Below are 18,463 nucleotides of genomic sequence, written 5' to 3'. Positions count from 1 at the left end.
CCCTCACAATAATTCCGATGCTGGAGGTAGAGTTCTTGCCGAGCGCGTCAAGCTCTCCTTATTCGGTCACGAGTTGCCGATTGCCTCATAGCCTCTGACGCCAGGCAGGGCGCAAACCAGAGAGCAAACTGTTCGAGGCAGCGACGGTGATTTCGGAGTTTTTGGATGATTACCTTTGGCGAGATTGGATGCCGAGAGTGGAAGTGCCGGCGGGGAGGGGACAGCCGGCACTTCCTAGAGGGGAGGGGTGGGGGTTCCCTCTGAATAGGTAGGTACGCATGCCTCGCATTCAAGGAAAGATCCGGCAATTCAGCCAATCCTTTGGAGCAGATCCTGACCGATGGCTGAATGCGGGGTGGCGCGAACAAAAACGAACTCAATGGGCGCGTCTATAATTCCAGCGAGAGCGTCACGGCGCCTTTCAGCCAGATCAGGACGCCGATCACTATGATGGCGGCGCCCGTTTCGGATGTTAGGTTCGCAGGTCCGCTTACCGTGCCAAGCGCCTGACCAATGCAATAAAGCACGATACCGACGACCGTGACGATGAGGCCCGTCATCAGCGTCATTTGGCCTTTTTGCAGCATTTTCTCAGGTGATCTCATTGCGCTTCTCCGCTTGCGCCCGGGCGTAAAATAGTCCGGGTACCCGTAATGTCCGGCGCCGCGGCCATTTCACATTCACGCAACGTGGCCTCGAGAAACTCCTTCAGCGCAGCTGCGTTGTTCAGGATTTTGTCCTTCGCGCCGTAAATGAGCGTCACGGATCCATCTTCCAGCAGCTCGAGGATTCGAGAGACTTCCTGATGCTTGCCGTCCAGTTCCCTGAAATAGGCTGCGCGAAAGTCGTCCCATTTCGCTGGATCGTGGTTGAACCACCGCCGGAGGTCGGCGGTTGGCGCGATTTCTTTCAACCACTCGGCAATCCGCAATCTCTCGCGTGTCATCCCTCGGGGCCATACGCGATCGACAAGGATTCGCGCCCCGTCCGAGATGCGTGCGGCGCGATAGGCGCGCTTTATGCGTAATTCGTTCATCCGGGCCTCTCCCAGCAATCGCCTCCAAGGATCATCCAGTCCATCGGAACATCGTGCGGCTGCGGAAAGATGGTCCCGACTTCCGCGACAGGATGGCCGACGCCGATCGTCAGGGGTTTCTCCGGCATGGCGGCTAGGGTGCGGTCATAGAAGCCACCGCCATAACCGAGGCGATACCCGGCGCGATCGGCGCCGACCACCGGCGAGACCACAATACTGGGAGAGAGCTCGCAGTCGTCGGCCGGTATCGGGATGTTCCAGATGCCGCGCTCCATCCGGCAGCCCGGACGCCATTCCCGGAACTGCAGCGGCTGCCCTTTGGCGACGACAACCGGAAGTGCAACCCGGGCGCCGCGCCCGCACTGAGAAACCATCCAGTCGCGGAGGTCCAGTTCGCCTCTGAACGGCCAGTAGAGGCCGATAACCGGACAAGAATATGCAGTGACGAAACCGTCCAGCACATCGGCAACTTTCCGAGCGATTGCAACGCGCTCATCGTTCGTTACGGCAAGCCGCGCTGCTATCAGGCGCTCCCTTTCCGACTTCCGCCAGCGAGCGACGTCGACGGCTGTCTGCCTATCGACCGGTTCGAAGCCATTCCATCCTTCATCGATCTCGTGTGCGAAGCAGGGAGGAGAACTGTATTCGCCTTCACTCATGATTTCGCCTCTCCGGTCGTGGCTCGGCACGGCAGCCTTTTTCTCGGGCACGGTTCTGTGCTTCTATTTCGAGTATCCGTGCGCAGTTGCGCAGCAGGACCACCATGCGCCCTTCCTTGCCGCATTCCATCGCGCGCGCGACAAGTATTGCCATGAGAGCGAAGGACGAGGTCACCCGGTCGAACTTGGCATCAAGTGCAGTAAGCTGCGGCAGCAGGGCGCCGATGCATTGCGTGAGATCTGACGTCGGCTCCGGTGATGGCCAAACGACGAATTCCGCGATCTCGGCCGGTGTTGTGCCGCCATGCATGCCAAGCACTCCGATTTGGGGGCTCATCAACACCCTATCATTGCGCTTAATCGTGACTCGAGAAAGAGAATATAAATGTGAGATAATATCGAATTATTCGATATAAGATACCATCCATGAATGTTGAGCACGCCAGAACCTTCCTTGCCGTAGCCGATACGGGCAGTTTCGTCGCTGCGGCAGAGCGTCTGCACATTACCCAATCAACCGTCAGCGCCCGGATCGCCACGCTGGAGGAGACGCTCGGAGCCCGGCTCTTCGTGCGAAACAGGTCGGGTGCTGTCTTGACCAATTCCGGCGGGCGGTTCCTGAAGTATGCCGGGCAACTCGTCCGGACGATGGAGCGGGCGCGCCAGGATATCGGGCTACCGAAACGGTTTCGGGGCAAGGTCGTGATCGGCGCCAGGATGGGTCTGTGGGACGGAGCCATGGTGGACTGGTTCGCGTCATTGTTGCGCGACCATCCGGACGTTTCCTTTCGCGCCGAGATCGGTTTCGAGCCGGAACTGATGCAGGGACTGGTCGAAGGCCGGATCGATATGGGTATCATGTTCACGCCACAGCGCCGCCCGAATCTCTCGCTTATCCCGCTTCTCACTGAGCGGCTTGTTATGGTCACATCCAACCGCAATCTCGCCATGCGCCCGGACGATTACATCCATGTCGATTGGGGTCCCGAGTTCGATAACCAGTTGAGCGCGAGCTTTCCCGAGTTTCCCGGACCCGCGGTGACGGTTAACATCGGCTGGCTCGGCTTGCAGTGCCTGGAAAAAAACGGCGGATGTGGCTATTTCCCCGAACGCCTGGTGCATGGCCGCGTCGCCGCGGGGTCCTTGTTTGTCCTGCCGGACGCACCGGTATTCGAGTTGCCGGCCTGGGTGCTCGTCAGGGTGTCAACGGCGGAGCAAAAGTCGGCCATTGGGCGGCGCAAAAGTAGGCCACTTGGCGCTGCAAGCGGGGAACGTCGGGAGGGCGTAGCCCGACCAGAGTTTCCCGCTTGCAGCTTCGGCGATCTTACCGGTGAGTGTTCGCGGCTTTTCGTGCCCGGCTTTGCGCCAGTCGGTAGCTTTCGCCGTTCATCTCAAGGATGCTGACGTGATGGGTCAGCCGGTCGAGAAGCGCGCCGGTGAGACGCTCGGACCCGAACGTCTCGGTCCATTCGTCGAAGGGCAGATTGCTGGTGATCAGCGTGGAGCCGCGTTCGTAATGCTGAGAGATCAACTCGAACAGCAACTCGGCCCCGGTCTTCGACAGAGGAACGAAGCCCAGTTCATCGATGATCAGAAGTTTGCAGCCCGCCATCTGCTTCTGGAAGCGCAGAAGACGGCGTTCATCACGCGCCTCCATCATCTCACTGACGAGCGCGGCGGCCGTGGTGAAGCCAACGGACAATCCCTTCTGACAGGCAGCCAGCCCGAGGCCGATCGCGACATGGGTCTTGCCCGTGCCGCTGGGTCCGAGCGCGATGACATTCTCGCGCCTGTCGACCCATTCGCAGCGCGCCAATTCCAACACCTGTATCTTGTTGAGCTTCGGAATGGCGGCGAAGTCGAAGCTGTCGAGACTTTTCGCGGCCGGGAACTTTGCAGCCTTGATGCGACGCTCGACCATCCGCCGTTCCCGGTCGATCAGTTCCAGTTCGACGAGCCGGGCAAGATAGCGGACATGATCCACACCCTCGACTGCACATTGTCGGGCAAGCTTTTGGTGCTCGCGCAGGAAGGTCGGCAGCTTCAGCGCCTTGAGGTGATGAGCGAGCAGGAGTTCGGGAGCATCGCCGCTCATGCCGGTTCCCCCTCGCGGTCCAGCAGGCGCATGTAGGCCTTGGCCGACGTCTTCTCGACGGTGGCTCTGGGCAGATAGGGATAGATGTCGAGGTCCAGCTTTGGCGGCCTGCGTTCGGCCCGGCACAGGACGAGGTGCTTCACGGCGTCGAAGCTGACGGCGCCCAGGTGTAGCGCCTGCTTCACAGCCGCATGCAGATCGGCCAGATCGAAGCTTTCCAGAAGGCGCAGCACCTGCACATAGGCGCGCCGGCCCTGCTTGCCCATCCGCGCTTCCATCAGGCGACGCAGTGTGGCGAACGCCTCGGGCAGTTCCCAACCCTGCAGAGGAGCCGCCTGGTCGAGCGCATTGATCTTCTGCTCGATCAGCGGCAGGTAATGCAGCGGGTCGAAGACAACCTCCTCGCGCTCATAGCTGCGCGGGTGACGGGCAATGGTCTCACCGCCGCAGCCGATCACCACCTCGTCGACATAGCCCCGGATCCACACATCTTGATGGCCATATGCGACCGGCACGGAGTAGTCGTTGGTCCTGTAACGTACCAGTGCCTGGGAGGAGACCCGGCCACTGGCCTGGTCGCAGGTATCGAAGGGCGAAGCCGGCAGCGGCCGCATGGCGGCAAGGTCACGCTGCAGACGCTCGCCGATCGTCTCGTTCTCGCCACGCAGCCGGTCGCCCTGGCGCTTGCGGCACTGATCCTCGAGCCACAGGTTGAAGTCGTCCCACGTCGCAAAGCACGGGATCGGCACCATGAAGTTGCGCCGGGCATAGCCGACCAGACCTTCGACGCTGCCCTTGTCATTGCCCTTGCCGGGGCGGCCGTAACGATCCCGGACCAGGTAGTGGGACAGGAAGCCGCTGAACAGCGTTGCACGCTTGCGTGTGCCGTCGGGCAGAATCTTCGCCACAAGGCAGCGGTCGTTGTCATAGACGATCGACTGCGGCGCAGCGCCGAAGAAGGCGAAGGCCTGGACATGGCCATCCACCCATGCCTCGGCCACGGCTGCAGGATAGGCGCGAACATAGCACGCATCGCTGTGCGGCAGGTCGAGCACGAAGAAGTGCGCCTTCTGCTCGACGCCGCCGATGACGACCACGGCCTCGCCGAAGTCCGCCTGTCCATGCCCGGCAGGATGCGCCAGCGGCACGAACATCTCTTGGCCTCGCCGATCCCGATCGCGCATGTAGTCCTTGATGATGGTGTAGCCGCCCGCAAATCCGTGCTCGTCACGGAGCCGGTCGAACACCCGCTTGGCCGTATGACGCTGCTTGCGCGGAACCGTCCGGTCCGCCTCAAGCCACCCGTCGATAATTGGGATGAACGCTTCCAGCTTCGGACGCCGAACCGGAGCCCGCCGCCGATAACCCGGCGGAACCGAATACGTCATCATCTTGCGAACAGTGTCGCGCGATATGCCGAAATGCCTTGATGCTTCGCGCTGGCTCATACCGCCGTCGCAAGCCACTCGAACCTTCAGATATAATTCCACGGTGTAGATCCCTCGTCCCTCCCTGCGCTGTGCAGAAAAGGGAAAAAGTGGACGACTTTTGCGCCGCCCGCAGCCGGACAATCCCGCCGCTACCGTGGTCTAGTTTTCCACCGCCGTTCTCACCGCAAGTAACCGGCGGAAAATACGCCACGGTCGCCGGATTGGTGCTCGATCGGATCGGCCATCTGCCAAAACCGGGGGAATTCGTCGAACATGCGGGATGGCTTTTGGAAGTCGTCGATCTCGACCGAACAAGGATCGACACCCTCCTTGTGCAGCGCGCCCCGGTGTCGCCGGACGAATAAGCGAACGCCGGTCCGGGGATCCCTCACGGCGATGCCAATGACTTCGGCGAGAGGTGCCGAACGGTGCGCGTTCATGGCCGCCGGATGGCGGTCATGTCGATGTCGGTCCGCGCCGAGAGGTTTTCAAGGCTATCGTGGAGGAGTTGCAGGAGATAGGTCGGATTGTGGACATATCCGCCCGGGTCCTTGGCGACGACCTGATAGTTGTAGGCGGCCTTGAGCAGCCTTGGCGTCCAACTGGCGTAGCGGTTGGGCATGACGGCGTCTTCGGAAGCGATTGATCCGTCTCCGTCGATGTCCGCGAAGAAATAGGGAAAACTGCCGGGGGCATAGACGATGGGCTCACCCGCGATCTCGGCGGCGTAGGCTCGTATCGCGTCGTACAGGCGCGCGTGCAGGCCGGATATCTCCGCGTGGATGCCGCCGGAGATGTCGCCGTCGCCGTCGAAATCGCCATGTCTCGTTCGGATGGCGCGGACATCCTCAACCCCGCGATGACAGGCGAAACAGGTTTCCGTCGCAACCTGCGTCGTATGCGGATCATGGCAGGCCGTGCAGGTGTTGGCGCTCGGAACATGCTGGAAGCGGCTGGCATAGTTCCTGTCCGGGTAGTGGTAACCGCCTTGCACGTCCGCGCCATGCATGACCGCCGCGGCCACGCCGTAGTGGACATTGATGAACGCGAGTTCCGGATCGACCGTATCCTCGCCGGTCCCCGAAACAGCCTTGGTGACCGCGCCTCCGGACTGCCGCCCCTGATGACAGACCGTGCATACCGCGGAACTTCCGAGGTTGTCCAAAACCGCGCCGGAAGGGAAGGACACGATGTCGAGCGCATGCGCGGCGCCCGTGTGACACGCCGCACAGCCGATCGGGGAATTGATTGCGGATGGGCTTTCGACACTGCCCGGCGCGCTGCCGTCCGCGCCGAGGAAATCCAGGAAGCCGGGTTCGGAATGGCACGCTCCGCAGGCGACCGGGACCTCGCCGTCCTTGTTCCAGTATGTGAAGGAATGCGAATGGTAGTCGCCATGCGGCGATGCCAGCCAGGCCTCGACCATCGCGGCAAGCGACTCGTCATCCTGGGCCGCCGCCGATCCGATGCTCCCGGCCAGAACCGAGAGCAAGACAATGGCCGTTTGCTTCATCTTGTTGAACAGCAAGGTGATCCTCCCAAACCTCCATCCACTATCGATGAAAGAATACATATCGGAATCTTTCGAAGCCTTGACCATGATCAAGATAAAGTTGAGGCAGGTGGTGATAGAAAATCGCCAATGTCCGAAAGAGAATCGATGGAAGAAGGCGGGCTCGACACAAGCCGGAAAATCCCGACAACCAAGCGCCCCAGGCGATTTCGCTTGCCCGGTGCGGTGCTGGCTCTGCTTTATGTGGCTGTCTGCCTCTCCGTGATCCTGCTGGCGAGCGTCCGGCGCGTGGCGCCGCTGGAACGCTGGGAACTGGCGGCGGCGGCGCTGGGGATGGCGGGCCTCATGGCGATGGCGGTGCAGTTCGTCACCTCCGGACGGTTTCAAAGCGTTTCCGGGCATCTCGGTATCGACAAGATCATGACCTTTCACAAGGTCGCCGCCCTCTGGGTCCTGCTCGCGCTCATGCTGCACCCGCTGTTCTATGTATTGCCCACCTGGATGGACGATCCGGCATTGGGTGCGGAGAGGCTGACCGCCTATCTGACCCTTCCTCACTATCGCAGCGGCGTCGTCGCGCTGGCGGCGCTGACCGCCCTGGTGCTGACCTCGATCCTGCGCAACCGGCTTCCGTGGCCCTACGAGATTTGGAGGGCGAGTCACATCGTGTTCGGGCTGACCGCCGCCGGCGCCGGCCTGCATCACGCGCTGACCGTCGGCCGATTCGGCGCGGCGGGTCCCGTCCACTGGCTGTGGTGGCTGACGGAGTTCGCCGTGGCTACGGTCATCGCGGTACTTCACGGCTGGCGCTGGCTGAAACTTCATCGTCGGCCTTGGCGGCTGGCCTCGGTCCGCGAACTGGCCGACCGGATGTGGGAGATCGACATCCAGCCGGAACCGGGAAATCCGCAATGGCCCTACCGCGCAGGCCAGTTCGTCTGGATGACGGTCGGGCGCCGCCGCGCGCCACTGTTCGACCATCCCTTCTCCATCGCGGACAGCCCGGCCCGGCCCGGCCTCAGCCTGATCATCAAGGAGGTCGGCGACTTCACGAGAACCGTCGGAACGTTGGCGCCCGGTACGCCGATCGGCATAGACGGGCCGCATGGAGAATTCGTGCTGGAGGAGAACGAAGACGACAGCGTGCTGCTGCTGGCGGGTGGTGTCGGCATTGCGCCGATCATGGGGCTGTTGCGCGACATGGTCGCCAGGCGTGACCGGAGACCGGTGCGGCTCGCCTATGCGGCGGGCCGGCCCGACAACTTCGCCTGTCTCGACGAAATAGAGGCGGCGAAAAACGAGCTCGATCTGCGTGTCATCTTCGTCAGCGAGGAAGGCCCGGAGGGCTGGAAAGGAGCGACGGGACGGCTCGACGGTGAGCGGATCCGGCAATTGCTCGACGGTCTCGATCCGGAACGCGCCCGTGCCCATATCTGCGGCCCGGGGCCGATGGTGACGACCGTCTCCGACACGCTGCTCGATCTCGGTCTGCCGATGAAAAACATCGACTACGAGCGTTTCGACTACGGCGGAGCCGCCGCATCGCGCCAGGATCGCCGCGATATGGCGCGGTATCTGGCGCTTGGCGCGGCGCTTGCCGCCGGAGCCGGCGTCTTCGCGCTGACCTATTGAGACAGCGTTCCTATCGCCGATCACCAGCCGCATCGAGCTTGCGGCGCTCGCCGCCGAATCCTAGATGACGTTTTAGAACCAACGGGAAGACCAAGGATTCCGGTCCGGGTTAGAGGCTAATGAAGAATCTGCTGCTGGCGACCAATCTCGGTGTTAACTCGCAACAGGCGCTCGAAAGAGCCTTGCTTGTCGCCAGATTGCACAAGGCCGCGCTGCACGTGATCCATGTCGCCTCCGCCCATGACGGTTCCGCCGAAGAAGAGCTCGCCCGGCAAGTGGCAGCGGCCGTCGCCTATCTCGAGGCGCATTTGCCGGAGGAGTTCGGCGCGGGCTTCAAACCCGCATCGTTCAAGAGCGTCGCGGGCGATCCCGTACAGGCGATCGTGGCGGAGGCGGACATGTGCGATGCGGACCTGACGATTACCGGCCTGAGCGAAAAACCCGGGGCTCGCGGCCTGATCGACAGCACGATCCTGGAACGGTTGCTCATGACGAGCGCGCGGCCGTCGATCGTGGTCAAGTCCCGCCCGACAAGGAACTACGAAAGCGTGCTCGTGGGCCTCGACCTCTCGCCGACATCGCACCATGCACTCGAAGCGGCACTCCGGGTCGCGCCGACGGCGGATTTGATAATCGCGCATGCGAAGGAAACCGGATCGGGAGACGGCGACACAGGGGATACGTTGGCGCGGATAACGAAAGAGTGCCTTGCCGCGGCCCGCAAGGACGTGGGTGTCCATGAAGGGGCTGTACAGATCCTGATCGAGGACGGGCCTGTTGCCGATGTCCTCTCCCGCTGCGCAGGCAAGTCGGCTCCCGACCTCGTCGCTTTTGGAAAGCACAACAAGGGACTGTCACACGGTCCCTATATCGGCAGCGGAGCGCGGGGCGTCCTGGAGGAACTCGATGCCGATATGCTGGTCGTGCCGCCCGGCGAATAGCGGATTCCGCAGTAACAGGAGGCCTTCGAGGTCAGGACTTGGAGGCCGGGTTGGATTCTGAGAAAACGCCCAGCTTGTCCGCGAATGTGCGCAGCTTGTCTGCTAATACATGGTCGCGGACCATGTAGGCTTTCGGGCGACGGTCAAGTTTATCTGCACAGCCAAAATGGGGCGCTTAGCCGAGATCGGACCTTTCCACCTGACCCTCCGCCGACTATGGCTGCCTCCGGAGGAGACAGCCCATGAATGTACAGGGAAGCCGCATTTACTATGGCTGGGTCGTGGTGGCGATCTCTTTTGTCACCATGGCCGTCGCGGTTAATGCGCGGACCGGCTATTCGCTGCTGCTGCCACAAATCTCGAATGAACTCGGCTGGAACACCGCGACGACCTCGGGACCATTTTCACTGGGCTTTATCGCCTCTACCGCGTTCGTGCCCGTGCTCGGTGCCGTGATGGACCGTTACGGCCCGAGGATCGCCATTCCGATGGGAGCCGTCATGGTTGCCGCGGGTTACGCTGGCGCTGTCGTGATCGGCTCTCCGGTCGGCCTCTACCTGTCGCTCGGCCTTCTGGCGGTCATGGGATCGATGGCGATGAGCTATATCGGCCACTCCATGTTCCTGCCCAACTGGTTCGTGCGACGGCGCGGCCTTGCTGTCGGCATCGCGTTTTCGGGTGTCGGCGTTGGCGCGGTTACCTTGCTGCCGCTCATGCAGTGGGCGATTGACGCTCATGGCTGGCGCGTTGCCTGTCTGGGCATTGCAATGCTGACGCTCGGCGTGATCCTTCCCCTCAACCTGCTCTTCCAACGCAAACGTCCCGAGGACATGGGGCTTCAACCGGACGGCAAGTCAGGTTCAACAAGCACGGACATTCGCGGCTCTTCGGATGGTATTGTCGATCAAGCATGGGTTTCCACAGACTGGACCCTTCGTCGAGCAATGAAGACGGCGCGCTTCTGGTGGATCGGCAGCGCGTTCTTTTGCGGCCTGTTCGTCTGGTACGCCATCCAGATTCACCAAACGAACTTCCTCATGCGGCAAGGCATCGATTCCGTGACAGCGGCGTCAGCGCTCGGCCTCATTGCGCTGTTCGGAATCGGTGGGCAAATCGCGTTGGGTGCTCTGTCGGACAAGATCGGCCGCGAGACCGCCTGGACTCTGGCACAATGCGGTTTCGGGCTTGCCGCGCTCCTTCTCGCCACCGTGAGCTTCGGGCAATTTCCTTATCTCATCTATGTCATGGTCGCATTACAGGGGCTCCTCGGATACGGGATGGCATCGATCTACGGTGCAATCCCCGCCGAGGTATTCTCCGGCAAGCACTTCGCAAAGATTTTCTCGATCCTCTCACTCTTCGGGAACTTCGGCGCCGCCGGCGGTGTACTTGCGCTCGGGATCATTGATGACGCTTTCGGCGGCTACCGCCCTGGCTGGTGGCTTTGCGTTCTTGCCTCCGGCATTTCCGTCGTCAGCATCTGGATGGCCGCGCCAGGAAAAGTCCGCGCGGTCGGTGGGGCATGAAAGTGGACGACCGAGCGATGCACCCGCATAGGCGCAGATGGTGTTGACCTCTCGGTAGATTAGCGTCCGCAAATAATGTGGCTCTTTATTCATTGTTCAGCTGGACTTCCTTGGCAAAGGAAGCGGTAGTGTTTGTCACGTCGAACCACTCATGTCGGCTGACCGTGCCCGCACCGCGGGCTTCACTCAGTGGGAAGCCGGATAAACCGGCCTCGAAATCTGAGTGGAGAACAACATGAAAACCCACATCATCGAGAATGGCGGCGATTTTGGCTCGGCTATCGAGGCCGAAGTCCACGCGATCAAAAAGCCGGCTGCGAAGAGCAAGAAGGACCAACTGGTCGCTCTGCTGTCGAAGCCGAATGGCGCGTGCATCTCGGTAATCGTCGAGCGCCTGGGCTGGCAGGCGCACACAGTGCGGGCTGCACTGTCGGGTCGCCGCACGCGCTTGGTCAAGTCTCGCGCAGTATCATCGAAGCGCAGATATTGAACCAGGCGCATAAACCCCCGGCGTTAGCTCCAGATGCGCCGGAACCAGTTTCGAGCGCTTGAAGCGGTTGGGGGCGTCGATGGTCGCCTTGAACGAAAGAGCCGTCAGTGGGCCGACGCCCGGAATCGTCTGGAACAGATTGCAGATCGGATGGGTACGTGGGGCGCGTTCCAGGGCGTTGTTCAGCTTGCGCATCTGGGTACGAATTTCGTCGCGCGCCGCCAGACGCGGTTCGATCGCCGGCAGCAGCATGGGCTCCTCATTGCAGAGTTCTTTGACCCGCTCACTGAACTGGCAGCGGTGAATCTTCCCGAGTTTAAGCCCTTGCGTGCGTAAGAGGGCCCGAATGGTGTTTTCGATCCGCAGCATTGCCCTCATGAACTGGCGGCGACCGATCAACGAGGATCGGACGAACTGCGACGGTCGGCTTTTCACATGCACGGGCTTGAAGTGTCCCACACGCATCATGGTTGCGATCCCGTGCGCGTCGTTGCGGTCGGTCTTGTTCGGCCGCGTGGAGAGCAGCTGTTGTGTGTGCCGCGTCTCAAGGCAGAACACCGGGAAACCCGCATCCTGCAACGCGCCGCAAATCTACTCAGAGAGTGGACAGGCCTGAAGCCCGAGCAAGGTTATTTCCCTCTTCAATTTCGAAAGTTTCGTTATGATTTCTTCCGGCTCCGAGCGAGCTGTTACCTGGAGAACGTTTGTGCCGTCCTCATCAATTGCGCATATCGCCGTTTTAATGAGACCGAGATCCAATCCGATAAATAGCTTCATTGCCAGATTCTCCGTTAAGTTCGAACCGGGCGCGATGCTAGCAGACGTCCGGGGTCCGATTATCCCATCTGACGCGAGGTGCAACCGAGAGGATTAGAAAGAACTGGAAAGTTCCTGATGCCGCTTGCGCGCAACGGCCGGCAAGGGAAGCTTCGCCGCTTCTGGCCGCGAAAACTGAGACCCGGCACAAATGCCGGCTTGCCAGGCGCGCCCTTGTCCTGCCTTGCTCTTCGCGGCTTCCGGGATCCGTCCCGAAATTGTCGGGAGCAGGGATCCGAACAGAGGACGCGCCGGACGCGGAAGAGAGAATGGAAAAGGCAGAACTCGAAGAATTGAGGGGAAAGGTTGCCTGCGGCGCAGTGCTCGAAACGGCGGGCTTTGCCGTCGACCTGAAGGAGAGCACCCGCCGCGCGGTCAAATATCGTCGCGGCGACGAGATCATCATTGTCATTCATGACGGCCAGGGGTGGTTCGATCCCCTGCTTGCCTACCGCGCCGAGGGCACGTCCGAATGGGGCACCAAGCGCCGGCACGCCGGCGAACTGCTCGCCGATGCGCTCAACAGCCGTATCCCGCAGATCTTCGACACGATCAGGGACGGCGACAGCGAGCGGCGGGTTCTCAATGTCATCGACACCGAGGCGGCCAAGGAGAAGCTCACAAAGATCAAGATCGCCTTCCAGACATGGGTCTGGTCCGATCCCGACCGCACCGACCGGCTGGCGCGCGTCTATAACGACACCTTCAACAATATCGCGCCCCGATCCTTCGACGGGGACCATCTCCAGCTACCGGGCGCCTCTGGCGCCTTTGTTCTTTATGGCCACCAGAAACGCGGTATCTGGCTGTCGCTTAGCAGTTAACCGCAAGAATGCGCCGGTTTTGTTCTGATTGACCATTTAATCATGAGAATCTGGATTGCGGGATTCTCAAATTAACTGCAATTGCTGGGAGGGCCTCGGCCGTTGGGCTTGGGCTATCATGCGTTCGGTGGTGTCGGTGAATTGGACCCTGTTGTCGCCCATCATGTGACGACGCAGCATTCGGAGCATTTCAGGTCCGGCACGCTCGACAATGGCTATCCCGGCCAGCAGTGCCGGTCGCATGTGAAGCCGAAGGATCGGACTTGCGGGCGTGGGTAGGTTCTCCTGTTCCGCAGCAACGATGCCATCGAGATCGGGAATGATGGCGCCGAGCACCCTGAAGCGCCAAAGGTCGCTCTCGCGGGGAATAGGTCTTGGAATGCGTCGCATCAGGAGAAGCCGAGCGATTTCGGAAGGCGATGTCCATGTCGCGATACCACGTTCGGCCTCGTCATCGAGCAGCTGTTCGCCACGAATTGCCGCATCGCGATATTGCCGGAAAGGGGAGGGGAGTTCGCGCCCGTCGGTGTCCCGGAACAGATCTCCGCAGGCAGGACAGGTGAGGCGCCAGCCAACCAGGTGGCTTCTGAAGGTTGGCTCCGGTTCCGTGCGACGGACGCTGCAGTTCGGGCAGGATTGCTGAGGCCTGACGGCGATCAGCCGGCGTGACGACTGCGCGACATTGGTGAAGGTCATTCGACGCACGACAGCCGGCTCGATGGCGAACACCTTGGCCAGCCGGATTTCCTGATCGTCACTCAAATGGAGATCGGCGGCTCGCAGCGAGTGAGCCTCCGGCAGGCAATGCCGCAGCATGACGAGCGGTGGGACCGCGTAGAAGTCGGCATGGCGGTTGATCCAGGAGGACAAAAGTTCGTCAGTGAAGGGCAGCAGCCGTACCGGCAACTGCCGTCGTGCCGCCTCTTGCATCATGCGAATGCCGCCTCGGCATCAAACTCCGGCTCCCAGCTCTCGACCGCTTCGTTCGTAATCTGCTCGCTGCCGTTTTCGATGGCGTCGATCGCCAGGTTGTTGACCATGTGGAAGATGTTGGCCGTGATGCCCTCGGTAATCTGCAGCATCCGCCGCAACGATTTCGGGGTGAGCACCGACGGCCGGCGTAGTGGTGTGTTGCGGAGGATCGATGTCACCAGGGTCTCGAACTGCTCGTTCGCGGCCCACCTGTTCAGGGTGAACTGCTCGAACCGGCGGGCAAGCTGGACGTCGCCGCTGATCGCCTCGCGCGCCTCGTTGACGCCGAAGCAGACCAGCGAGATATGAAGACGATTGCTGAGGAAGCGCAGTGTGTTCAGCACTATGCGCTGCTCACGGTAGGTTCCGGCGAGGATGTTGTGCACCTCATCGATGACCAGAACCTGTACGCCGATGGCCTCCATGATCCGCAGCGACGCCTGTTCCATCTGAGCAATGTCTGCGCGCGGCCGCTGCGGCGCGCCGAGAAGGGTCAGGAGCTCGGCATAGAACCGCCGCTCGCCGGGCCGGCTGGTCATTTCCATGGCCAGGACCGGGGTCTTCAGCGTTCCCGTCACCGGATTGAAGCTCGGCGGATGCTCGTCCCGGAAACGCTTCATGATCATCGTCTTGCCCATGCCGCTGTCGCCATAGATCGCAATCGAGGGCATGCGGGTACCTCGAGGATGGTCGAGGAGCGCGCTCAGACGATCGAGAGCCTGCTTGGCGCGTGGGTAGAGCACCCAGCGGCGTGATCGTATCGCGCGAATGCGCCGATCGTCCGTTTCGACAAGCAACGCCGCCGCGCCAGCGGTCAGGTGAGAGATTTCATCGTTCATGTCAGCTCAATCCGTATCCTCGACAAAGGGTACGGGTTTGCTGGAGTCGACGCCGCGAAGCGAGCCCCATTCGCGATCTTCCACGCTTGGCTTGCGGCCGACTGCTTTGCCGTGCCGCACTCTAGCCGTCATCCGCTTCGCGTCTTCCACCAATTGGCGCCGAGCCATGGCGGTACGAACGATTGTTCCCATATCGATTTCGCGTTTTCCCTTCGCCAACAGCCATTCTCGCGACGACTTGGCTTCAGCGAGCGTGATCGAAGGCAAGGTGATGTCGGCATATCGGGCCTCCACGAAGTTGCCCGACAGACGCCGGACAAATATGCGCGACAGATCTCGCGGGTCATATTTGATCAACAGCCGCCGCTTGCCGGTCCGTCCAACATCCGCAGCTAAGGCGGCGGACCAGTACCGCAATCCAAAGATGTGGATGCCGTTTGGTCGCAGCGTCCGCTCGTCTTCGGGCAGGAAGGTGAGCCAGAAATGCATTCGGTCCTGTGGAAGCCGTAGCGGGATTGTACCTTCATGCTCGCGCCATACAGCGATCGGGGGTCGTTTGAGACTGGTGTGGATCGATTGATGGTAGTCGCCGAGAATGTCGAGAGCGATGTAGCGCTCGAGTTCGCGCAGCGTGAATGCCGAATGTCGACGAGAATTGTACTCGCCCAGTTCGTCAGGATTGCTGAATGTCGTGCCGGGGAGCAGGTGAAGCTTGCCCATCTGTGTGCCGATCAGGCGCTCGATGTGGCCCCCAAAGCGGGGCTCGCCGGGAGGCCGCCAGTCAATCGCGATACCGGCATCCTCGCAGCCGCGCTGGAATGCGCGGCTACGGAAGTCGCGGCCATTATCCACATGGAGCCGATCCGGAAGGCCAGCAACGGGCCAGGGGTCTGCTATCTCGCGTTCGCGAAGCCACGCAGATTTGTCAAAGACCGAATGCAGCAAGCAAAGGCTTGTCGATAGCCGAGATGGCGCCGCCATGGTGAGGTAGAAGCCGGTGACCATCCTGCTGCAGACATCCATGGCCAATGTCAGCCACGGGCGCCCGAGCGGTCGACGATCCTCTTCATCAACGACGAAGATGTCTGCCTTGGTGTGGTCGATCTGGACGACCTGCAGCGGTCTGGAAACTTCGAACTTGCCCGGAACGGCGATCGTCGATTTCTCGATCTTCGGTTCTCCGCGCGCCTTGGCACGCTTGCCAATATCGACGTCTTCAATGCGTGCGACGATTGTTCTCCGATGAGGTGGCGCTAAGCCTGCCGCGCGACAACTCGCGTTCACCTCACGCACCAGAGCTGATACGGATGGGCGGTTCTTCTTCAGGTAAAAACGCTTGATCTCGGCCCCGATGATTTCCTCGCGTGCGTCGTCGAGCATCCGGTGACCGGTGCGCCGACCGGGCTTGCGCCCCACAAGAGACAGAACGGTCCCGCCTGCTCGGAATAGCTTCAGCAGCCGATACGCTGATGCTTGGCTTAGCCGAAGATCGTCGGCAAGGTCTCGTATCTGCGCTGTCGTAGTGGGACCGGACACTCGACGCAGAAACTCGCGGATCACATCTGCCTTACGGCAGGCATCATCCCAGTCTGTGTCGTCGATTTCTTCGGCAAACGGCTCGGGCATCGCGGCTCTCGGCGCAAGAATATGAGATCGATCATTCTCGCATTAAGTGCCAAAATCAAGTAATGATTATCACAATTAACTGCTAATTATCAAATTAAGTGCCCGCGCAAAGCCTTGATATCATTGTAAACTGATTCTTGAGGTTTAATGTAAAGTCACAGGAGATGACAGGTTATGACCGACACCGGTTCCTCTTACGGCCTGTGGCTGCTTGTGGTCATCAATTCGGCGGTCTTCATTCTATTCGCTTTTAGCTTTTTCAAGCCGCAGACATCGCGCGACTGGCGCAGCTTCGGTGCCTTCAGTGCCTTCATCGTCGCACTCTTTGTCGAGATGTATGGTTTTCCGCTGACGATCTTCTTCCTCTCAGGTTGGCTTCAATCCAACTGGCCGGAGATCGACTGGTTCGCGCATGACAGCGGGCATCTACCGGAGATGATGTTTGGCTGGAGGTCGAACCCACATTTCGGACCGTTCCATTTCCTGAGCTTCGCGCTGATCGGTGGAGGTTTCTGGTTGATATCGGTGGCCTGGCACCATCTCTGGAGCGCACAGCGGGCCGGGAGACTGGCCGTCACGGGTCCCTACGCCCGGATACGGCATCCACAATATCTGGGCTTCGTTCTCATAATGGCCGGATTCCTCGTGCAGTGGCCGACTCTCCTAACGCTTGCGATGTTCCCGGTTCTCGTTTGGATGTACGCACGCCTTGCAAAAAGCGAGGAGGCGGATAGCCAGGCTCGATTTGGCGAGGCCTGGGAGAGATATGCGGAAGATGTTCCGGCATTTGTGCCTCGATTGCGCAAGGTTGCCACGCAGTGAACGCGATAGTCCTGTCCCGTTCCTGCGAGGCGCAACCGAGCTTGTTTCCTCTCGGGGAACCGAAGCAATCTCCATTTTCGCTAGCGTCCGGGCGTCAGCCTGCATCTTGATCGGTGAATGAGTTTGGCATCGGGATTGGACTACGGATTTGCGAATTAAGAGCGCCGAAACCACGCAGGCGATCGGAACCGGAAATCTTGTGATCCTCGGTGGATCCGGGGATGTCGGTCAGCGGCTCATTCGGCTCCTCGCAGCCCACGCAGAATGGAAGATTTGGTCTGTTTCGAGGCGGGGCCCGGCTGTTGATACGACGCATCCAAACGTCGCCGCGATCACCCTTGACGTGGCCAGTCCCGAAGCGGCCAATTCTCTTCCCGAGGGCGCCATTTTCGTCAATCTCACGGAGGCAACGCCTCCAGAACTGGTTGCGACAATCCTCGCCAGGGGCGGCATAGTTCTCGATACGTCCGCGTCGCCAGACTATGTTGATGACCAGAACCGGGTCGCGGTCGGGAAAACCGGGCGTCTCATCACAGGCGTGGGGACTGCTCCTGGTCTCAGCACGTTGATGGGGGCAGATCTGGCAAGGGACGGGCGGGTGCGAACGCTCCGAATCGGGCTTGAGCTGGGGATGGGCCGCCACTTCGGGCAGGCGGCGGCTGAGTGGTTCTTTCGAGCCCTTGGTAAACCCTATGACGACCCGGCTACCGGCCGGGCCACATTTCCTGGCACGAACCCGTGGAGGTTCAAGTTCGCGCCTACAGAGACACCGCGAATGGCGCTCGACATAGGGTTTCCCGACGCCGGTATTTTTCCCGACGGGCGCGAGGAGTCGGTTCGACACTACCTGGCCGTCGATCCGCGCCTCGTCACGCGCCTTATTGCGGCAACACAACGGCTCGGGTTCGGACGGTGGATGGCAAGGCATTCCATAAGATTGACAAGGCTGTCCCGGTGGCTGCCTCAAATCGGGCCCACCAGAACACGTATTGCGGCCGTTGCGTTTGATCGCGATGGCAAGGAGATTGCGTCGCACCTTTTCGAAGGCGGCGATCAGGCCGATTTGACGGCCTCAATGATATTGCTGACAGTTGAGTCAATATGTTCCAGCGATGCTGGGCAGGAAGGGGGCAATTCCATCGTTGACCACTTGGATCTAGCGCAAGCAGTGCGCGGCCTGGCTCGCCACTTTCCTGAAACATTGAGCATCAACACTATCACTCGGCAAAACCCGAACTGAGA

At 60.8% G+C, this 18,463-nt stretch carries 19 protein-coding genes and 1 pseudogene; 9 read left to right on the top strand and 11 right to left on the bottom strand.

All coding sequences use genetic code 11. The features are described 5' to 3' along the window. Positions 1 to 389: 389 nt before the first annotated feature. Genes ACQK2M_RS01670 through ACQK2M_RS01655 form a run of 4 tightly spaced genes read right to left on the bottom strand, consistent with a single transcriptional unit; the run spans position 390 to position 2,005 of the window. Positions 390 to 605, bottom strand: coding sequence for a hypothetical protein (locus tag ACQK2M_RS01670; protein ID WP_425416345.1), 216 nt, complete (start codon positions 603 to 605; stop codon positions 390 to 392). Continuing rightward, a complete protein-coding gene (locus ACQK2M_RS01665) occupies positions 602 to 1,036 on the bottom strand; it encodes a DUF488 domain-containing protein (RefSeq protein WP_425416344.1) in 435 nt (144 codons plus the stop codon). The genes ACQK2M_RS01670 and ACQK2M_RS01665 overlap by 4 nt, the downstream gene beginning before the upstream one ends. Next, complete coding sequence (locus ACQK2M_RS01660) at positions 1,033 to 1,695, bottom strand: 5-formyltetrahydrofolate cyclo-ligase (protein WP_425416343.1); 663 nt, start codon at positions 1,693 to 1,695, stop codon at positions 1,033 to 1,035. Before ACQK2M_RS01660 ends, ACQK2M_RS01665 begins: the two co-directional genes overlap by 4 nt. Then, positions 1,688 to 2,005, bottom strand: a complete 318-nt coding sequence (locus ACQK2M_RS01655) for a hypothetical protein (protein ID WP_425416342.1) — start codon at positions 2,003 to 2,005, stop codon at positions 1,688 to 1,690. Before ACQK2M_RS01655 ends, ACQK2M_RS01660 begins: the two co-directional genes overlap by 8 nt. Positions 2,006 to 2,121: 116 nt before the next feature. Between ACQK2M_RS01655 and ACQK2M_RS01650 the strand changes: the two genes are divergently transcribed. Then, positions 2,122 to 3,099, top strand: a complete 978-nt coding sequence (locus tag ACQK2M_RS01650) for a LysR family transcriptional regulator (RefSeq protein ID WP_425416341.1) — start codon at positions 2,122 to 2,124, stop codon at positions 3,097 to 3,099. Here ACQK2M_RS01650 and istB read toward each other — a convergent pair. Beyond that, a complete protein-coding gene (istB, locus tag ACQK2M_RS01645; protein ID WP_425416340.1) occupies positions 3,020 to 3,790 on the bottom strand; it encodes an IS21-like element helper ATPase IstB in 771 nt (256 codons plus the stop codon). The two genes, ACQK2M_RS01650 and istB, sit on opposite strands and share 80 nt — an antisense overlap. Continuing rightward, positions 3,787 to 5,280, bottom strand: coding sequence for an IS21 family transposase (gene istA, locus ACQK2M_RS01640; protein ID WP_425416339.1), 1,494 nt, complete (start codon positions 5,278 to 5,280; stop codon positions 3,787 to 3,789). The genes istB and istA overlap by 4 nt, the downstream gene beginning before the upstream one ends. Between istA and ACQK2M_RS01635 the strand changes: the two genes are divergently transcribed. Further along, complete coding sequence (locus tag ACQK2M_RS01635; protein WP_425416338.1) at positions 5,220 to 5,585, top strand: transporter associated domain-containing protein; 366 nt, start codon at positions 5,220 to 5,222, stop codon at positions 5,583 to 5,585. The genes istA and ACQK2M_RS01635 overlap by 61 nt on opposite strands. A 71-nt stretch (positions 5,586 to 5,656) precedes the next feature. Here ACQK2M_RS01635 and ACQK2M_RS01630 read toward each other — a convergent pair whose 3' ends face one another. Next, positions 5,657 to 6,748 (bottom strand): polyheme membrane-associated cytochrome C, encoded by a 1,092-nt coding sequence (locus tag ACQK2M_RS01630; protein ID WP_425416337.1) that lies wholly within the window; start codon positions 6,746 to 6,748, stop codon positions 5,657 to 5,659. Positions 6,749 to 6,862: 114 nt separating this feature from the next. Between ACQK2M_RS01630 and ACQK2M_RS01625 the strand changes: the two genes are divergently transcribed. From ACQK2M_RS01625 to ACQK2M_RS01610, 4 genes are all read left to right on the top strand, one after another. Next, positions 6,863 to 8,365: a ferredoxin reductase family protein gene (locus ACQK2M_RS01625; protein WP_425416336.1), complete on the top strand. Its 1,503-nt coding sequence runs from the start codon at positions 6,863 to 6,865 to the stop codon at positions 8,363 to 8,365. Positions 8,366 to 8,484: 119 nt separating this feature from the next. Then, positions 8,485 to 9,306: a universal stress protein gene (locus ACQK2M_RS01620; protein ID WP_425416335.1), complete on the top strand. Its 822-nt coding sequence runs from the start codon at positions 8,485 to 8,487 to the stop codon at positions 9,304 to 9,306. A 242-nt stretch (positions 9,307 to 9,548) separates the two neighbouring features. After that, positions 9,549 to 10,832 carry an MFS transporter gene (locus ACQK2M_RS01615; protein ID WP_425416334.1) on the top strand — a complete coding sequence of 428 codons (1,284 nt, stop codon included), beginning with the start codon at positions 9,549 to 9,551 and terminating at the stop codon, positions 10,830 to 10,832. A 235-nt stretch (positions 10,833 to 11,067) separates the two neighbouring features. Beyond that, positions 11,068 to 11,322, top strand: coding sequence for a DUF3489 domain-containing protein (locus ACQK2M_RS01610; RefSeq protein WP_425416333.1), 255 nt, complete (start codon positions 11,068 to 11,070; stop codon positions 11,320 to 11,322). Here ACQK2M_RS01610 and ACQK2M_RS01605 read toward each other — a convergent pair. Continuing rightward, a complete protein-coding gene (locus ACQK2M_RS01605) occupies positions 11,302 to 11,901 on the bottom strand; it encodes an IS110 family transposase (protein ID WP_425416332.1) in 600 nt (199 codons plus the stop codon). The genes ACQK2M_RS01610 and ACQK2M_RS01605 overlap by 21 nt on opposite strands. Before the next feature lie 680 nt (positions 11,902 to 12,581). Between ACQK2M_RS01605 and ACQK2M_RS01600 the strand changes: the two are divergent. Further along, positions 12,582 to 12,959, top strand: a pseudogene (locus ACQK2M_RS01600) (hypothetical protein); the annotation flags it as partial. A gap of 69 nt (positions 12,960 to 13,028) precedes the next feature. Here ACQK2M_RS01600 and ACQK2M_RS01595 read toward each other — a convergent pair. The 3 genes from ACQK2M_RS01595 to ACQK2M_RS01585 are packed head-to-tail and all read right to left on the bottom strand — an operon-like array spanning position 13,029 to position 16,399. Further along, a complete protein-coding gene (locus ACQK2M_RS01595) occupies positions 13,029 to 13,895 on the bottom strand; it encodes a TniQ family protein (protein ID WP_425416331.1) in 867 nt (288 codons plus the stop codon). Continuing rightward, a complete protein-coding gene (locus tag ACQK2M_RS01590) occupies positions 13,892 to 14,773 on the bottom strand; it encodes a TniB family NTP-binding protein (RefSeq protein ID WP_425416330.1) in 882 nt (293 codons plus the stop codon). Before ACQK2M_RS01590 ends, ACQK2M_RS01595 begins: the two co-directional genes overlap by 4 nt. Before the next feature lie 6 nt (positions 14,774 to 14,779). Continuing rightward, positions 14,780 to 16,399 carry a Mu transposase C-terminal domain-containing protein gene (locus ACQK2M_RS01585; RefSeq protein WP_425416329.1) on the bottom strand — a complete coding sequence of 540 codons (1,620 nt, stop codon included), beginning with the start codon at positions 16,397 to 16,399 and terminating at the stop codon, positions 14,780 to 14,782. Positions 16,400 to 16,573: 174 nt separating this feature from the next. Between ACQK2M_RS01585 and ACQK2M_RS01580 the strand changes: the two genes are divergently transcribed. Both ACQK2M_RS01580 and ACQK2M_RS01575 read left to right on the top strand, forming a co-directional pair. After that, a complete protein-coding gene (locus ACQK2M_RS01580) occupies positions 16,574 to 17,221 on the top strand; it encodes a methyltransferase family protein (protein ID WP_223479499.1) in 648 nt (215 codons plus the stop codon). A gap of 148 nt (positions 17,222 to 17,369) precedes the next feature. Beyond that, positions 17,370 to 18,461 carry a hypothetical protein gene (locus tag ACQK2M_RS01575; protein ID WP_425416328.1) on the top strand — a complete coding sequence of 364 codons (1,092 nt, stop codon included), beginning with the start codon at positions 17,370 to 17,372 and terminating at the stop codon, positions 18,459 to 18,461. Positions 18,462 to 18,463 lie beyond the last annotated feature (2 nt).

The sequence above is a fragment of the Oricola indica genome (assembly GCF_965227485.1).
Taxonomy (GTDB): domain Bacteria; phylum Pseudomonadota; class Alphaproteobacteria; order Rhizobiales; family Rhizobiaceae; genus Oricola; species Oricola indica.
The sequence above is the reverse complement of the archived record's forward strand: the minus strand, read 5'-3'. Positions and strand labels throughout refer to the sequence as shown.

Bases quoted from the DNA above. Each gene is read 5' to 3' on its own strand.
- ACQK2M_RS01670 (WP_425416345.1), bottom strand. From the start codon at position 605: ATGAGATCACCTGAGAAAATGCTGCAAAAAGGCCAAATGACGCTGATG.
- ACQK2M_RS01665 (WP_425416344.1), bottom strand. From the start codon at position 1,036: ATGAACGAATTACGCATAAAGCGCGCCTATCGCGCCGCACGCATCTCG.
- ACQK2M_RS01660 (WP_425416343.1), bottom strand. From the start codon at position 1,695: ATGAGTGAAGGCGAATACAGTTCTCCTCCCTGCTTCGCACACGAGATC.
- ACQK2M_RS01655 (WP_425416342.1), bottom strand. From the start codon at position 2,005: ATGCATGGCGGCACAACACCGGCCGAGATCGCGGAATTCGTCGTTTGG.
- ACQK2M_RS01650 (WP_425416341.1), top strand. From the start codon at position 2,122: ATGAATGTTGAGCACGCCAGAACCTTCCTTGCCGTAGCCGATACGGGC.
- istB (WP_425416340.1), bottom strand. From the start codon at position 3,790: ATGAGCGGCGATGCTCCCGAACTCCTGCTCGCTCATCACCTCAAGGCG.
- ACQK2M_RS01635 (WP_425416338.1), top strand. From the start codon at position 5,220: ATGCTTCGCGCTGGCTCATACCGCCGTCGCAAGCCACTCGAACCTTCA.
- ACQK2M_RS01625 (WP_425416336.1), top strand. From the start codon at position 6,863: ATGTCCGAAAGAGAATCGATGGAAGAAGGCGGGCTCGACACAAGCCGG.
- ACQK2M_RS01620 (WP_425416335.1), top strand. From the start codon at position 8,485: ATGAAGAATCTGCTGCTGGCGACCAATCTCGGTGTTAACTCGCAACAG.
- ACQK2M_RS01615 (WP_425416334.1), top strand. From the start codon at position 9,549: ATGAATGTACAGGGAAGCCGCATTTACTATGGCTGGGTCGTGGTGGCG.
- ACQK2M_RS01610 (WP_425416333.1), top strand. From the start codon at position 11,068: ATGAAAACCCACATCATCGAGAATGGCGGCGATTTTGGCTCGGCTATC.
- ACQK2M_RS01595 (WP_425416331.1), bottom strand. From the start codon at position 13,895: ATGATGCAAGAGGCGGCACGACGGCAGTTGCCGGTACGGCTGCTGCCC.
- ACQK2M_RS01590 (WP_425416330.1), bottom strand. From the start codon at position 14,773: ATGAACGATGAAATCTCTCACCTGACCGCTGGCGCGGCGGCGTTGCTT.
- ACQK2M_RS01585 (WP_425416329.1), bottom strand. From the start codon at position 16,399: ATGCCCGAGCCGTTTGCCGAAGAAATCGACGACACAGACTGGGATGAT.
- ACQK2M_RS01580 (WP_223479499.1), top strand. From the start codon at position 16,574: ATGACCGACACCGGTTCCTCTTACGGCCTGTGGCTGCTTGTGGTCATC.